This window comes from Williamsia serinedens (assembly GCF_024171725.1).
GTDB classification, from domain to species: domain Bacteria; phylum Actinomycetota; class Actinomycetes; order Mycobacteriales; family Mycobacteriaceae; genus Williamsia_A; species Williamsia_A serinedens.
Genome location: NZ_JAMTCG010000008.1, coordinates 1 through 15365 on the forward strand (window position 1 = coordinate 1; position 15365 = coordinate 15365).

Annotated in this window: 11 protein-coding genes; 8 read left to right on the forward strand and 3 right to left on the reverse strand. The window is 69.8% G+C overall.

Translation table 11 applies throughout. From position 1 onward, the window contains the following. Window positions 1-290 precede the first annotated feature (290 nt). The 3 genes from LX12_RS19940 (at window position 291) to LX12_RS19950 (ending at window position 4928) form a co-directional block, all read left to right on the forward strand. The gene (locus LX12_RS19940; RefSeq protein ID WP_253656360.1) at window positions 291-1799 is read left to right on the forward strand and encodes a glutamate-cysteine ligase family protein; all 1509 of its coding nucleotides are present in this window, start codon (window positions 291-293) and stop codon (window positions 1797-1799) included. Beyond that, window positions 1799-2851 carry a threonine aldolase family protein gene (locus tag LX12_RS19945; protein WP_253656361.1) on the forward strand — a complete coding sequence of 351 codons (1053 nt, stop codon included), beginning with the start codon at window positions 1799-1801 and terminating at the stop codon, window positions 2849-2851. The genes LX12_RS19940 and LX12_RS19945 overlap by 1 nt, the downstream gene beginning before the upstream one ends. A gap of 91 nt (window positions 2852-2942) precedes the next feature. Further along, complete coding sequence (locus LX12_RS19950) at window positions 2943-4928, forward strand: OPT family oligopeptide transporter (protein WP_253656362.1); 1986 nt, start codon at window positions 2943-2945, stop codon at window positions 4926-4928. A 6-nt stretch (window positions 4929-4934) separates the two neighbouring features. Here LX12_RS19950 and LX12_RS19955 read toward each other — a convergent pair whose 3' ends face one another. Then, window positions 4935-5516, reverse strand: a complete 582-nt coding sequence (locus LX12_RS19955; protein WP_253656363.1) for a TetR/AcrR family transcriptional regulator — start codon at window positions 5514-5516, stop codon at window positions 4935-4937. Between the two features lie 97 nt (window positions 5517-5613). On the opposite strand from LX12_RS19955, the gene LX12_RS19960 reads away from it, so the two are divergent. From LX12_RS19960 to LX12_RS19975, 4 genes are read left to right on the forward strand one after another with little or no spacing between them, the layout of a single operon-like run. Then, window positions 5614-6753 (forward strand): acyl-CoA dehydrogenase family protein, encoded by a 1140-nt coding sequence (locus LX12_RS19960; RefSeq protein WP_253656364.1) that lies wholly within the window; start codon window positions 5614-5616, stop codon window positions 6751-6753. 18 nt (window positions 6754-6771) lie between these two features. Continuing rightward, on the forward strand, window positions 6772-8025 hold the full coding sequence (locus LX12_RS19965) for an acyl-CoA dehydrogenase family protein (protein WP_253656365.1): 1254 nt from the start codon (window positions 6772-6774) through the stop codon (window positions 8023-8025). A 37-nt stretch (window positions 8026-8062) separates the two neighbouring features. Next, entirely contained in the window at window positions 8063-8920 is an 858-nt protein-coding gene (locus tag LX12_RS19970) for an SDR family oxidoreductase (RefSeq protein WP_253656366.1), read from the forward strand. Continuing rightward, entirely contained in the window at window positions 8917-9696 is a 780-nt protein-coding gene (locus LX12_RS19975; RefSeq protein WP_253656367.1) for an enoyl-CoA hydratase/isomerase family protein, read from the forward strand. Before LX12_RS19970 ends, LX12_RS19975 begins: the two co-directional genes overlap by 4 nt. Window positions 9697-9717: 21 nt before the next feature. Here the strand turns inward: LX12_RS19975 and LX12_RS19980 are convergent, their stop codons facing one another. Next, complete coding sequence (locus LX12_RS19980; RefSeq protein WP_253656368.1) at window positions 9718-10797, reverse strand: NAD(P)H-dependent amine dehydrogenase family protein; 1080 nt, start codon at window positions 10795-10797, stop codon at window positions 9718-9720. 344 nt (window positions 10798-11141) lie between these two features. Further along, on the reverse strand, window positions 11142-13427 hold the full coding sequence (gene purL / locus LX12_RS19985; RefSeq protein ID WP_253656369.1) for a phosphoribosylformylglycinamidine synthase subunit PurL: 2286 nt from the start codon (window positions 13425-13427) through the stop codon (window positions 11142-11144). Window positions 13428-13543: 116 nt separating this feature from the next. Here purL and eccA point away from each other — a divergent pair, with 116 nt between their 5' ends. Continuing rightward, window positions 13544-15343: a type VII secretion AAA-ATPase EccA gene (gene eccA, locus LX12_RS19990; protein WP_253656370.1), complete on the forward strand. Its 1800-nt coding sequence runs from the start codon at window positions 13544-13546 to the stop codon at window positions 15341-15343. Window positions 15344-15365: the final 22 nt, after the last annotated feature.

The following is a 15365-nucleotide window of genomic DNA, read 5'->3' on the forward strand; positions in this document are numbered from 1 at the left end:
CTCAAACGCTACGTAGCCCGCGAGATCTACCACCACATCGCCGCAACACCCGTCCCGCTCGCGGCTTGACTCTTATAGGAGCATCGCTCGGCGGGCATCTTCCGCACGCTCGACGGGATTTTCCGCACGCTCGACGGGCTTTTTCCGCACGCTCGGCGGGCTTTTTGTGCACGCTCGGCGGGGTGTATCGGCACGCTCGGCGGTGAAACGCGTCGACGACGGGTGTGGGGCACCCGACACGGTGTCCGATTCGGTGGCTCGAACCCCCGTGGCGGTGACACGATCGACCGATGGGCGCCGAGGTCAGCAGACGCGAGTTCACCCGGGAGGACCGGCGACGTTTTCGTGCGCAGGTGACGCGCGGTACCGAGGCGATCGCGCGGATGCTCGCCGAGGGCGCCTTCGTCGACACCGACGTCGCGCCCGCCCCGCTGCTCGGCATGGAGGTGGAGCTCAACCTCGTCGACCGCGCCATGAACCCGGCGATGGCGAACGACGCTGTGCTGCAGGCGATCGCCGACCCCGACTACCAGACCGAGCTGGGCCAGTTCAACATCGAGATCAACGTCGCACCGCGCCCGTTCGCCGACGACGCGATGCTCTCACTTGAGAGTGCGCTGCGCGCCTCGCTGAACCGCGCGGAGGCGCAGGCGGCGACCACCGACAACCGGTTGGCGATGATCGGCATGCTCCCAACCGTCCGACTCGAGCACCTGACGCCGGAGTGGATCTCCGCCGACCCGCGGTACGAACTGCTGAACGACCAGATCTTCGCCGCCCGCGGCGAGGACATCGAGCTCGACATCGACGGCGTACCGCTCGGCGGCGTGCGGTCGGGCGAACGGCTCAGCGCCACCACGGAATCCATCCTCCCCGAGGCGGCGTGCACGTCGGTGCAGTTGCATCTGCGTGTGGCCCCGGAGGACTTCGCCGACCACTGGAACGCCGCCCAGGCCATCGCGGGCATCCAGGTGGCCGTCGCCGGCAACTCGCCGTTCTTCGCCGGGAAGGCGCTGTGGCACGAGACCCGCATCCCGGTGTTCACCCAGGCCACCGACACCCGACCGCTCGAGCTGAAGAACCAGGGCGTCCGACCCCGCGTCTGGTTCGGCGAACGCTGGATCACCACGATCTTCGACCTGTTCGAGGAGAACACGCGCTACTTCCCGGCGCTGCTACCGGTGTGTGAGGACGAGGATCCGCTGGAGGCACTCGACGCCGGCCGCATCCCCGCACTGTCGGAGCTGAACCTGCACAACGGCACCGTCTACCGGTGGAACCGGCCGATCTACGACGTCGTCGACGGCGCGGCCCATGTGCGCATCGAGAACCGTGTCCTGCCTGCGGGTCCCAGCGTGATCGACACCATGGCCGACGCCGCGTTCTTCTACGGGCTGATGCGGGGCCTCGTCGACGCCGACCGCCCGCTGTGGTCCCAGATGTCCTTCGACGCGGCGACCGAGAACCTCACCGCCGGTGCGCGCGACGGGCTCGAGGCGCAGATCTTCTGGCCCACGGTCGGGTGGGTACGGCCCGACGAGCTCGCCCTGCGTCGACTGCTGCCCGCCGCCGATCGCGGTCTCGCCGCCTACGGCGTCGGCGACAAGGCCCGGCGACGGTACCTCGGCATCATCGAGGGCCGCTGCCAGAGCCGGCGTACCGGGTCGGTGTGGCAGCGCGAGGCGGTCGTCGCGCGGGAGAAGGCCGGTGAGTCCCGGGAGGTCGCGCTGGCGGGGATGCTGCGCGACTACCTCGAGCGGATGCACGACGGGCAACCCGTGCACACCTGGGACCTGTGATGACGCGGACGATCCTGCGTGGCTACGCCAGCGACAACACCGCCGGAGCCACCGCCGAGGTCCTGGCGGCGATGTCGGAGGCGTCGGCGGGACTCGCCGCCCCGTACGGCACCGACGACCTGTCCCGATCGGTCGTCGCGCAATTCGAGGACGTCTTCGAACGCCCCGTCGACGTGTTCCCGGTCGGGTCCGGGTCGGCGGCGAACGGGATCGCCCTGGCGGCGCTGACGCCCCCGTGGGGCGCGATACTCGCCCACCCCAGCTCGCACATCACCGTCGACGAGGCGGGTGCGCCCGAGTTCTTCACCGCGGGAGCGAAGTTCGTCCATGTCGACGGCACCGACTCGACCATCGACGCCGACGCCCTGGCTGCGGCCGTGACCCGCCGACGGGGTGACGTCCACAGCGTCCAGCCGTCTGTCGTGAGCATCACGCAGGCCACGGAGACCGGCAGCGTCTACTCCCTCGACCACCTGCGCACTCTCGCCGACATCGCCCACGACGCCGGCCTCCGCGTCCACATGGACGGCGCCCGGTTCGCCAACGCACTGGTGACGCTGGGTGTCTCGCCGGCGGAGATGACGTGGCGACTCGGGGTCGACATCCTCTCCTTCGGGGCGACGAAGAACGGGACCATGACCGCCGACGCGATCGTGTCGTTCGACCCGTCCCTGGCGACAGAACTCTCCTACCGCCACAAGCGGGGCGGCCAGCTCACCGCCAAGATGCGCTTCCAGACGGCGCAACTCGGCGCCTATCTGCGCGACGACCTGTGGCTCGCCACCGCCCGCCAGGCCAACGCGATGGCGCAGCGTCTGCGTGCCGGACTCGCCGAGGCGCCCGGCGTAGACGTGCTCGGCGATCCCGGCGCGAACATCCTCTTCTGCCGGTTCCCGGACGGGCTCATCCGGACACTGCAGGACCAGGGCTATACGTTCTACTCCGACCGATGGGAACCGGGCGTCGTCCGTCTCGTGACGAGCTTCGCCCACCGCACGGAGGACATCGACGACCTCCTCGACGCGGTCCGGGCCTTCACCGGTACCCACTGACCCCGCGGCGCCCGTCACGGCGCTTCGGCCACCGACGCGGCGCGCGCAGTCGCATACTCGACGGGCACGTCGACGAGAAGGAGTCACACCGATGGCGTTGAGCACCGCGAGTCGGAGCAGCATCAAGGAGTTGACCGTCCGAGGGGTCATCCTGGGTGGTCTCATCACGCTGGTCTTCACCGCGGCCAACGTCTACCTGGGCCTCAAAGTGGGCCTGACGTTCGCGACGTCGATCCCGGCCGCGGTGATCTCGATGAGCGTGCTGCGCTACTTCGCCGACCACACCGTCGTCGAGAACAACATCGTGCAGACCATCGCGTCGGCCGCGGGCACACTCTCGGCGATCATCTTCGTGCTGCCGGGCCTGATCATGGTCGGCTGGTGGACCGGGTTCCCGTACTGGACGACGGTGGCGGTGTGCGCCATGGGCGGCATCCTCGGCGTCATGTACTCGATCCCGCTGCGGCGGGCTCTGGTCACGGGATCCGATCTGCCGTATCCCGAAGGGGTTGCGGGCGCGGAGGTCCTGAAGGTCGGCGACTCCGCGGCCGGTGTCGAGGACAACCGCGGCGGCCTGCGCATCCTCACCGTCGCCGGCCTCGCCGCGGCGGCGTTCTCGCTCGTCGCCTCGCTCAAGGTCCTCAGCAACTCGGTGTCGGCGGCGTTCCGTGTCGGGTCCGGCGGCACGATGTTCGGCGCGAGCCTGTCGCTGGCCCTGATCGGCGTCGGACACCTGGTCGGCATCACCGTCGGCATCGCGATCTTCATCGGCCTGCTCATCTCCTACGGCGTCCTGGTGCCCATCCGCACCTGGGGCGACCTGCCGTCGGGCGAATCGCTCTCCGACGCCGTGTCGTCGGTGTTCTCCTCCGACGTCCGCTTCATCGGTGCGGGCACCATCGCCGTCGCCGCCATCTGGACCCTGCTGCGCATCCTGCGGCCGATCGCGACCGGCATCGTCGCCTCCGCCCGGTCGGCGCGGCAGCGTCGCGGTGGCGAGACGGTCGACATCACCGAGCGCGACATCCCGATCCAGATCGTCGGCGGTGTCGCGGTCCTCATGCTCATCCCGATCGCGTTCCTGCTCTTCGACTTCGTCAGCGGCACACAGCTCGACGGCAACGCCGGCGGGATCATCGCGGTCAGCCTGGTGTTCGTGTTGGTGCTCGGCCTGTTGATCGCCGCGGTGTGCGGGTACATGGCGGGGCTCATCGGCTCGTCGAACAGCCCGATCTCCGGTGTCGGCATCCTCGTCGCGATCGGCGCGGCACTGCTCATAAAGGTCACCTTCGGCAGCGCCGACCCCGGCCAGTCGACGGCACTCGTGGCGTTCACGCTGTTCACGACGGCCGTCGTGTTCGGTGTCGCGACCATCTCCAACGACAACCTGCAGGACCTGAAGACGGGGCAGCTCGTCGGGTCGACACCGTGGAAGCAGCAGGTGGCGTTGATCATCGGCGTGCTGTTCGGTTCGGCCGTCATCCCGCCGATCCTCCAGCTGATGCAGACGGCGTTCGGCTTCGTCGGCGCACCCGGAGCGGGAAAGGACGCACTCGCGGCTCCGCAGGCGTCGCTCATCTCCTCGCTGGTCGACGGCGTCTTCGGCGGGTCCATCGACTGGGCGCTCATCGGCGTCGGCGCCCTGATCGGCCTCGGCGTCATCCTCGTCGACGAGATCCTCGGCAGGACAACGCGTTTCCGTATCCCGCCGCTCGCTGTGGGCCTCGGCATGTATCTGCCGATCGCGCTGACGATCATCATCCCGATCGGCGCGGTGCTCGGCTTCTTCTACAACCGATGGGCCGACGGACGCGCGAACCCGGGTCGCACCAAGCGGATGGGCACGCTGCTCGCCTGCGGTCTCATCGTCGGGGAGTCGCTGTTCGGCGTGCTGTTCGCGGCCATCGTCGCGGCCACCGGCGACGACTCACCGTTGGCAATCATCGGCGACGGCTTCGACAACCCGGCACAGATCATCGGCGCGATCGTCTTCGTCGCCCTGGTCGGCTGGCTCTACCGGTGGACGTCGCGCACCGCGACCGCTCCGGCACCCGCGGACGCGGCACCGAAGGTCTGACATCCGTCAGGCCATGATGCCGGCAGTCAGGATCCCGGCCAGTTCGCGGTAGGCGGCGGCGTCGTCGAGGCCGGTCGCGGTGTGCACCCCGCGCTGCTGGATGCGCACCATCATGGTCGCGACGAGGTCGGCGGCGAACGCTGCGTGCACGTCGCGGAACGCCCCCGCGCGAACACCCTCGGCGATCAACTCCTGGACGCGGTCCGCGGCGAGTCGGGTGTTCTGCTCGTAGACCTCACGGGCCGGCGCGAAGGCGTCCATGTCCGACATGAACTGCGCCGACGCGGTCCCGAGCTCCTCGCCGACCGCGGACAGGTAAGCGGTGATGCGCTCGCGCGGGTCCGCGACCGCGGCCACCCGGGCCTCGACGGCATCGGTCGCCCGCCGGAAGAAGTGGACGGTACCCGCCCTGACCAGCTGTTCCTTGCTGCGCGCGAGCGTGTAGAGCGTCGTCTTCGAGCATCGCAGGCGCGCGGCGATCTCGTCGAGGGTGAGGTGTGCGAACCCCTCGGCAAGGAACAGGTCGAGGAGGTTGTCGAACAGCTCCTCGCGCCGACGGGTCGCGAAGGTCGGCGTCGTCTCGGTCACGGACGTCGATGATACTGACGCCGCCCTTGCAGTACTGTCGAACCCGGTAGTACTTTCGGACGTACTCCAGTACTACCCATTGTGTGAGGAGCCCGCAGTGCCCGTCGACCGCCTTCTGCCCACCGAGGAAGCGCGCGACCTCGTCAAGCTCACCCAGGAGATCGCTGACCGGGTCCTCGCACCCAAGGTCGACGAGCACGAGAAGACGGCGACCTACCCCGACGGCGTGTTCGCCACCCTCGGCGAGGCGGGGCTGCTGAGCCTCCCGTACCCCGAGGAGTGGGGTGGCGGAGGTCAGGGCTACGAGGTGTACCTGCAGGTGCTCGAGGAACTCGCCGCCCGCTGGGCGACGGTCGCGGTCGCCGTGAGCGTGCACGGCCTCGCATGCCATCCGCTCTTCGCGTTCGGCACCGAGGAGCAGAAGCAGCGCTGGTTGCCGGACATGTTGGGCGGCAGCACGATCGGCGCCTACAGCCTGTCGGAACCACAGGCCGGTTCCGACGCCGCCGCTCTCACCTGCAAGGCGGTCCCGACCGGCGACGACTACGTCATCAGCGGCGAGAAGGCGTGGATCACCCACGGCGGGATGGCCGACTTCTACAACCTCTTCGCGCGGACCGGCGAGGGCTCGAAGGGCGTGTCCTGTTTCCTCGTCCCCGGCGACACCGAGGGCCTCTCCTTCGGCGCGCCCGAGGACAAGATGGGTCTGCACGCGGTCCCGACGACCGCCGCGTACTACGACAAGGCTCGCATCTCCGGTGACCGTCGCATCGGCACCGAGGGTCAGGGACTCCAGATCGCCTTCAGCGCACTGGACTCCGGCCGCCTCGGGATCGCCGCCGTCGCCGTCGGACTCGCGCAGGCAGCGCTGGACGCCGCCGTCGAGTACGCCCACGAGCGCACGACGTTCGGTCGCAAGATCATCGACCACCAGGGCCTCGGGTTCCTCCTCGCCGACATGGCCGCCGCCGTCGACTCCGCACGGGCGACCTACCTTGACGCCGCACGCCGCCGCGACGTCGGTGTCACCTACTCGCGACAGGCCTCCGTCGCGAAGCTCGTCGCGACCGACGCGGCCATGAAGGTCACCACCGACGCGGTGCAGGTGTTCGGCGGTTACGGCTACACCCGCGACTTCCCCGTCGAGCGGTACATGCGCGAGGCGAAGATCACGCAGATCTTCGAAGGCACCAACCAGATCCAGCGCCTGGTGATCAGCCGGTCGCTGGCCCGCTGACCCGACCCGGGAGACCCGATGGACACCACCACTGCCGCCGCCCGATCCACCCTCGAGGACCTGCCCCGCACCGCGGACCGCCTGTTCGACGACTCCCACCTGCCCGCCGAGACCATCGAGATCCGCTCGCAGGCGCGGGACTTCGCGTCATCGGTCCTGCTGCCCCGCGCAGCCGAACTGAACTCGGCGGAGGAGTCGCTGGAGGCATTCCCCCGCAACCTGGTGACGGCAATCGCCGACGCCGGCCTGTACCGCGTCCTGTTCCCGACCGACGTCGGCGGTCTCGGACTCGAGTTCCCCACCCTCGCCGCTGCCGTCGTGCTCGAGGAGCTCGGCTACCACAGCCCCGGCGTCGCGTCGGCGCTCTACGACGGACAGGCGCTCCTCGTCGGCCGGACCCTCGACAACGCCCCGGCTCCGCTACGCGCCGAGTACCTGCCGCGCCTCGTCGCCGGTGAGATCGTCGGGTCGTTCGCCACCAGCGAGCCCGACGCCAGCACCGACCTGTCCGCGGAACAGATGGCCACCGTCGCTCGCCCGGTCGACGGCGGGTACCGCGTCGCCGGACGCAAGCGCTGGATCACGAACTCCTGCGCCGCCGACATCATGACGACGTTGTGTGTCTGCGACGGCGCGCAACTCATGCTGCTGATCGACATGCAGGAACCGGGTGTCACCGTGCTCGCCCCCGACCGTAAGATGGGCAACCGGGTGCAGTTGACGTCCGACGTCATCCTCGACGAGGTCTTCGTCCCGAGCTCGCACGTCATCGCCGAGCCCGGCCGCGGACTGCCCGCCGCACTGGCGAGCTTGTCGGTGGGGCGCATCGGGATCGGGGCCGTGGGCGTCGGGATGGCCCAGGCGGCATTCGATCTCGCCGCGCGACACATGGGGCGACGCGAGGCGTTCGGTCACCGCCTCGGCGAGTTCCAGCACTGGCAGTTCCGATTCGCCGAGCACGCCATCGCACTGGAGTCCGCGCGGTCGCTGTACCAGAAGGCCGCGCGGAAGATCGACGTCACCCAGCGCGCCGAGCCCGAGGCGGCGATGGCGAAGGTGACCGGCAGCCGCGTCGCCGTCGACGTCGCCCGCGACGCCATCCAGGTGCACGGCGGCTACGGGTTCGTCCGGTCGCTGACCGCCGACCCGGTGGTCAACCACCTCGAATCCATCTGGCGCGACTCGAAGATCGGCGAGATCTACGAGGGCGCCAACGAGGTCCAGCTCTGGTCGATCGCCCGCGTCGCCCTCGGACGCGACCTCACCGGCTGACGCCCCCCGACCCTCCCCCGGAACCAGGAGTACCACCGTGGCCACCGAACCCGGCACGCTGCGCGGGCGCACCCTCATCATCTCCGGCGGCAGCCGCGGGATCGGCGAGGCGATCGCCGTCCGCGCCGCGCGCGACGGCGCGAACGTCGCCCTCGTCGCCAAGACCTCCGATCCGCACCCGAAGCTCCCCGGCACCATCCACACCGCCGCGACCGCCATCGAGGAGGCGGGCGGCCACGCCCTGCCGATCGTCGGCGACATCCGCGACGACGACCTCGTCGCCCGGGCCGTCGCGCAGACGGTCGAGCAGTTCGGTGGGCTCGACATCGTCGTGAACAACGCGAGCGCGCTGGACCTCACGCCGTCGGCCGAGCTCGGGATGAAGCGTTTCGACCTGATGCAGAGCATCAACGGACGCGGCACGTTCTCGTTGTCCACCACCGCGATCCCGCATCTGCGCGTCTCCGACAACGCCCATATCCTCAGCCTCGCGCCACCGATCCGCCTCGAGCCGGAGTTCTTCGACCGCACCCCGGCGGCCTACACGCTCTCCAAGTTCGCGATGACGATCGTGACGCTCGGCCTCGCGCGCGAGCTCCGCGGCGACGGCATCGCCGCGAACAACCTGTGGCCCCGGACCACGATCAGCACCGCCGCGGTCCGCAACATCCTCGGCGCCGACCTCATCGCGCGCAGTCGCACCGCGGAGATCATGGCCGACGCCGCGTACGTGATCCTCACGTCGCCGGCCGCGGAGACCACAGGGAACTGCTTCATCGACGACGAGGTCCTCACGGCCGCAGGCGTCGACGACCTCGGCGCGTACCGCGACACCGACCGCGACAGCGATCTCGAGCTCGACTTCTGGACCGAGCACCTCGAGGACGCCCGATGACCGACTCCGAGTACGTGTCCGAGTCCGACGGAGTACTGACGATCACCGTGTCGACGGCCGCGGCGGGCACGTCGTTGGCGCCGGGCGCTCTCGTCGACGGCGCCGCGGCGCTGCGCGAGGTCGCCGGCGGACGACGCGACGTCGGGGCCGTCCTGCTGGTGGGCGCGGGAGCGAACTTCTGCGCGGGCGGCGACGTACGCGCGTTCGCCGGTGCGGACGACCGCTCGCTGCTCATCCGCGACCTGGCCGACACGTTCCACGAGTTCATCCGAGCGCTCCGCGATGCCGACCGGCCCGTGGTCGCAGCGGTCACCGGCTGGGCCGCCGGCGCCGGGATGAGCATCGTCCTGCACGCCGACGTCGCCGTCGCCGGCCCGTCCAGCCGTCTGCGACCCGCCTATCCCGGCATCGGGCTCACACCCGACGGCGGCATGACCTGGATGCTGTCGCGCGCGGTGGGTCCCGCCCGTGCGCGACGGATCATCCTCACCGACGAGATCGTCGACGCCGACGCCGGACTCGCGCTCGGCGTGCTGTCGACCGTCGTGGCCGACGACGACGTGCGGACCACCGCAGCGGACACGGCTCGCACGTTGGCCGACGGTCCACGCGAGGCACTCTCGGCGGCGAAGGATCTGCTGACCGCCGCGCTCACGACCGATCTCGACGAGCACCTCGACCTCGAGGCCGCGTCGATAGCGCGGATGGCCGGACGTCCCGACGGGATCGAGGGCGTCGACGCGTTCGTGGAGCGACGCCGACCCTCGTTCTCCTGACTCGAGTTCTCGCGTCAGGAGTCAGGCCTTCGCGACCAATCCCCGACCGGTGATCAGCGGGAGGTCCAGTGCCGTCACGAGTCCCGGCCGGGCCGCGACCACGGCCTCGACCGCGTTGACGAGACGCATGGCGGTGGTGATCATGCCGGAGATGTTGTGGTCGCCGTTCTCACCCTTGTGGACGAAGTCGACGGTCATCATCGGCTCACCGGTGATCTCGACCCGGTAGCAGCCGTCACCCGTCGTCGGCGTCGGCCAGTCGGGGCGCTGCGCAGGATGGGTGCGGGTGATGTGGTCGAGGACGACGCGCTCGACGCCGTCGACCGTGCCCGCCACCTGGAACCGCACCGCGGCCATCGTCCCGGCGGCGATGTCGACGGAGACGGTCGAGATGTCCTCCTCCGCCGCGTACTTCTCGACGTGTTCGTTGAGCGGCTCGTCGAGCACGAGGTCGAGTCCGGCGGCGATCTGGCGGACGACGCTGCCCCACGCCATCGACAGCACGCCGGGCGTGAAGAGCATCGGCGTCTCGTCGAGCGGCTTGCCGAAGCCGAAGATCTCCCGCATGACGACGGGTTGGTAGTAGGTCGAGTAGTCGGCGATCTCGTAGCACCGCACCTGGTCGATGCGCTGCGACAGACTCGTGAACGACAGCGGCAGAATGTCGTTCGCGAATCCGGGGTCGATGCCGTTGACGTGCAGGCTGGCGTTGCCCTGCACCCCTGCGGCATGCACCCGCTGTACGAGATCGTCGGGGACGACGCCCGTCGGGAACTGCAGCAGCACCGGTCCCGACGAGACGACGTTGATGCCGTTCTCGAGGAAGAACACGAGGTCGTCGATGGCCTCGAAGATGCGGTCGTCGGTCATCGCGGTGTGCACGATGGCATCCGGCTTCAGCGCGATGAGTGCGTCGCGGTCGTTCGTGGCCTGCACCCCGAGGTCGCGTCCGAGATCGGCGAGGTCACCGGCGTCGCGGCCGACCTTGGCGGGGTCGGACACCCACACCCCGACCAGCTCGAGTTCCGGACGTGCGTCGATCCCGGCGATCGCGTGCCGCCCGACCGTGCCCGTCGACCATTCGACCACTCGCAGTGTCATCGCGCCCTCTCGTCTCGCCTGCCCCGTGGGCCGAGAGTAGAACACGTTCTAGTTCACCAGGGTCGGATTGACCGACTCCGATCCGCTCGACCTCACGCCGTTCGTTGGGCAGCAGGAACCGTTGGTTGGGCAGCAGGAACCACCTGTTGGGCAGCAGGGACACCCCGGGCGCAACAACCGCCCGACGAATGGTTCCCCGTGCCCAACGAGCGGTCCCGGGTGCCCGACGAACGGTTCCGGGTGCCCAACGAGCGGTCCCGGGTGCCCAACGAACGGTTCCTGGTGCCCAACGAGCGGGGCGGGATGGCGTGCCGGGACGCGGAGCGGTGCCGGCCGGCGAGGCATCAGCCGAAGAGCGCCGGCAGCGTCCCCTCGTGAACCGAGCGCAGCTCCTCGAGCGACACGGTGAAGTGGTCCTGGATCTCGACGGAATCCATCGCTTGATCGGCGACGCCGACGCGGTCCCACGGAAGCTGTCGGGCGTCGAGCATCGCCGTGAAGCGGGTCTCCTCGGTGCGCGGCACCGATACCAACACCCGACCGGCCGACTCGGAGAACAGGTACACGAACGGGTCGGCACCCTCGGGCAGCACGATCCGGCAGCCGGACTCGCCGGCCAGCGCGGACTCGACGACCGTCGACGCGAGACCGCCCTCCGACAGGTCGTGGGCCGACGAGATCAGCCCGTCGCGCGACGCGGCGGTGAGGATCTCGGCGATCAGACGCTCGCGGTCCAGGTCGACGGCCGGTGGGACGCCACCGAGGTGGTCGTGGACGACCTGCGCCCAGATGGAGCCGTCGAACTCGTCGCGGGTCTCCCCGAGCAGGATCAGCGTCTCCCCCGGCTCGGCGCCGAACCCGGTCGGGATCCGGCGGTGCACGTCGTCGATGACACCGAGCACGCCGACGACCGGCGTCGGGAGGATGGGCGTCGAACCGGTCTGGTTGTAGAAGCTGACGTTGCCGCCGGTGACCGGGATGCCGAGATGCGCACAGCCGTCGGCCAATCCGCGGACCGCCTGCGAGAACTGCCACATCACGGCGGGGTCCTCGGGCGAGCCGAAGTTCAGACAGTTCGTGACCGCGGTCGGCGCCGCGCCGGTGACGGCCACGTTGCGGTAGGCCTCGGCCAGAGCGAGCTGGGCCCCCCGGTAGGGGTCGAGGTAGGTGTAGCGACCGGACGCGTCGGTGGCCAGGGCGATCCCGCGTCCCGACGACTCGTCGATCCGGATGACCCCGGAGTCGGCGTACTCGGCGAGCACGGTGTTGCCGCGCACGTACCGGTCGTACTGCTCGGTGATGAACTTCCGGCTGCACAGCGCCGGGGAGGCGATCATGCGCAGCAACGTCTCCCGCAGGTCGTCCGACGTCGCCGGCCGCGCGAGTCCGGCTGTCGTGGAACCGATCACCTCGTCCTGCCACTCCGGACGCTCCACCGGACGCTGGTAGACGGGACCCTCGTGCGCGACGGTGCGCGGCGGCACGTCGACGACGGTCTCACCGTGCCAGGTGATCTCGAGCCGGTCGCCGTCGGTGACCTCGCCGATGACCGTGGCGAGCACATCCCACTTGCGACAGACCTCCATGAAGGCGTCGACGTTGTCCGGGCTGACGACGGCGCACATGCGCTCCTGGGATTCGCTGGAGAGCACCTCGGCCGGGGTCATCCCCTCGGCGCGCATCGGGACCTTCTCCAGGTCGACGTGCATCCCGCCGTCACCGGCGGCCGCGAGTTCCGATGTCGCGCAGGCGAGTCCGGCACCACCGAGATCCTGGATGCCGATGACCAGACCCGCGTGGTACAGCTCGAGGCAGCACTCGATGAGCACCTTCTCGGTGAACGGGTCACCCACCTGCACCGACGGCAGCTTCTTACGGTTCGGACCACCCTCGCCGGAGTCGTCGAACGTCTCCGACGCCAGCACGGACACGCCGCCGATGCCGTCGAGGCCGGTCCGTGCGCCGAACAGGATGATCTTGTTGCCCGCGCCCGACGCGAACGCCAGGTGCAGGTCCTCGGTGCGCAGCACACCCGCGCACAGGGCGTTCACGAGAGGGTTGCCGGCGTAGCTCGCGTCGAACACGGTCTCCCCACCGACGTTCGGCAGGCCGAGCGAGTTGCCGTAGCCGCCGACGCCGCGCACCACACCGTCGACGACCCGTCGGGTGTCGGGGGCGTCGGCGGGACCGAAGCGCAGCTGGTCCATCACCGCGATCGGACGGGCACCCATGGCCATGATGTCGCGGACGATGCCGCCGACGCCGGTCGCCGCACCCTGGTACGGCTCGACGTACGACGGGTGGTTGTGCGACTCGACCTTGAAGGTGACCGCCCAGCCGTCGCCGATGTCGACCACGCCGGCGTTCTCGCCGATTCCCGCGAGCATGGACGCCCGCATCTCCTCGGTGGTGGTCTCGCCGAAGTACCGCAGGTGCACCTTCGACGACTTGTAACTGCAGTGCTCCGACCACATCACCGAGTACATGGCCAGTTCCGCGTCGGTGGGGCGACGGCCCAGGATCTCGCGGATCCGCGCGTACTCGTCGTCCTTGAGTCCGAGCTCGCGGAACGGCTGCGGGGTGTCGGGGGTGTCGGCGGCGGAGGAGACGGTATCGACCTGTGCGCTCACCGCGCCATCGTAGTGGGTGCGGGCCGTCCCGCTCGTGGGCGGCCGGTGGGCGCCGACGGTCCCCGCGGCTAGGGTGATCGGCGGGCATTCGTAGGTTTGTGCAGCGAGGGGGCGCGGTGGCCGACATCCGTCAGGCACGGCAGTTGTTCGACTTCGGCATCCTGTCGCTCGGCATCCCCGTCGACGGCCAGGAGGCCGCCCGCGACCCCGGCCAGGCGGCACTGGCCTTCCAGCGGGCCTCCGAGCACGCACCCGACATGGCCGACGCCTGGCTCGGCCGGATCGCCTGCGGCGACGACGCCTCGCACAACCTCGCGAGCCTCTACCGGACCCGCGGCGCCCTGCACCAGGAACTCCGTCGGCTGGGGCTGCCGCCCGGGACGCTCGTCGGACGCTTCCCGACGGGCCTGTACATCGACTACCCGATCACGTCGACGACCGACGTGATCGCCGGCTATGCGGCGTCGTTGATCACCGGCCTCGACCACGACGGCGCCGAGGAGGCCCTCGACGAGGTCCCCGCCCACGACGCGACGCCGATCGTCACCTACGTCCGAGCGATGCTGCACTTCACGACGCAGCGCTGGCCCGACGTGCTGTCGGTGCTGTCGAGCGCCGCGGCCACCTGGACCGACGAGTACATGCTCGCGGGCGCGAACGTGATGATCGGTTCGGCGTGTGCACAGCTCGGGATGTTCACCGAGGCGAACCGTCGGCTCGAGCAGGCCGAGTCCGGGCCCATCCCCGCCGCCGTGACCGCCGCGATGTTCACCCACGGACTCGTCCTGCGGGAGGAGGGTCACGAGGACAAAGCCCGTGCCCTCTTCGAGCAGGTCTACTCCCGCGACCCGAACTTCTCCGCGAACGCCGAGGCGCTCCGGGATCCGCGCTACCGCCTCGTCGTCGTCGATCCCGAGCGGATCGCCCGCCGGACGAGGAGGTGGGATCCGTCGTCGGTGCCCGAGGAGCCGAGCGGCATCGACGCCGCCGCGTCCGGCGCAGGCAACGACCGTCTCGCCGAGGCCAAGGCCGAGCTCGACCGGCAGGTCGGCCTCGCGTCGGTGAAGAACCAGGTCGCGAAGCTGTCGTCGGCGGTCGCGCTGGCGAAGGTCCGCGCCGACAAGGGTCTGGCCAGTCAGTCCCGGAGCCTGCACCTCGCCTTCACCGGTCCGCCCGGCACCGGCAAGACGACGATCGCCCGCATCATCGCCAAGACGTACTGCGGCCTGGGGCTGCTGAAGTCCGACTCGATCGTCGAGGCAAGTCGTCGCGACATGGTCGGTGAGCATCTCGGCAGCACCGCACCGAAGACGTCCGCCCTGATCGACCGCGCGCTCGACGGCGTGCTGTTCATCGACGAGGCCTACACCCTCATCCAGACCGGGTTGTCCGGAGGCGACGCGTTCGGACGTGAGGCCGTCGACACCCTGCTCGCGCGGATGGAGGACAACCGCGACCGGCTCGTCGTGATCATCGCGGGCTACGACGGCGAGATCGACCGACTGCTCGCGGCCAACGACGGCCTCGCGTCACGGTTCGCCCGACGGATCCGCTTCGAGTCCTACGAGCCCGCCGAGCTCGCCGAGATCGCGGAGGTCATCGCGAACGCCCGCGACTCCCAGCTGCCCGCGGAGTCGGTGCGCGTGATCCAGGAGGCGTGCGTGCCGCTGTGGTCCACGACGGTGACCGACCAGAGCGGCAACCAGGTCCGCCTCATCGACCTCGCCGGCAACGGCCGCTTCATCCGCAACGTGATCGAGTCCGCGGAGGAGGAGCGCGAGTTCCGACTCAGCTCCGGCGACGTCGACATCACCGACCTCGACGCCGACGCGCTCATGCGGATCGAACCCCGCGACGTGCAGACCGCGATCGACCAGATACTCACGTCGATGAACCTGCACGCCCGCGTGCGCTGAGCCATCCACCCCGCGCGGCGGG

What these genes read in the sequence shown, in the direction of transcription:
- LX12_RS19965 (WP_253656365.1), top strand. Translation starts at nt 6,772, where the DNA reads ATGGACACCACCACTGCCGCCGCCCGATCCACCCTCGAGGACCTGCCC.
- LX12_RS19950 (WP_253656362.1), top strand. Translation starts at nt 2,943, where the DNA reads ATGGCGTTGAGCACCGCGAGTCGGAGCAGCATCAAGGAGTTGACCGTC.
- LX12_RS19940 (WP_253656360.1), top strand. Translation starts at nt 291, where the DNA reads ATGGGCGCCGAGGTCAGCAGACGCGAGTTCACCCGGGAGGACCGGCGA.
- LX12_RS19975 (WP_253656367.1), top strand. Translation starts at nt 8,917, where the DNA reads ATGACCGACTCCGAGTACGTGTCCGAGTCCGACGGAGTACTGACGATC.
- LX12_RS19980 (WP_253656368.1), bottom strand. Translation starts at nt 10,797, where the DNA reads ATGACACTGCGAGTGGTCGAATGGTCGACGGGCACGGTCGGGCGGCAC.
- LX12_RS19945 (WP_253656361.1), top strand. Translation starts at nt 1,799, where the DNA reads ATGACGCGGACGATCCTGCGTGGCTACGCCAGCGACAACACCGCCGGA.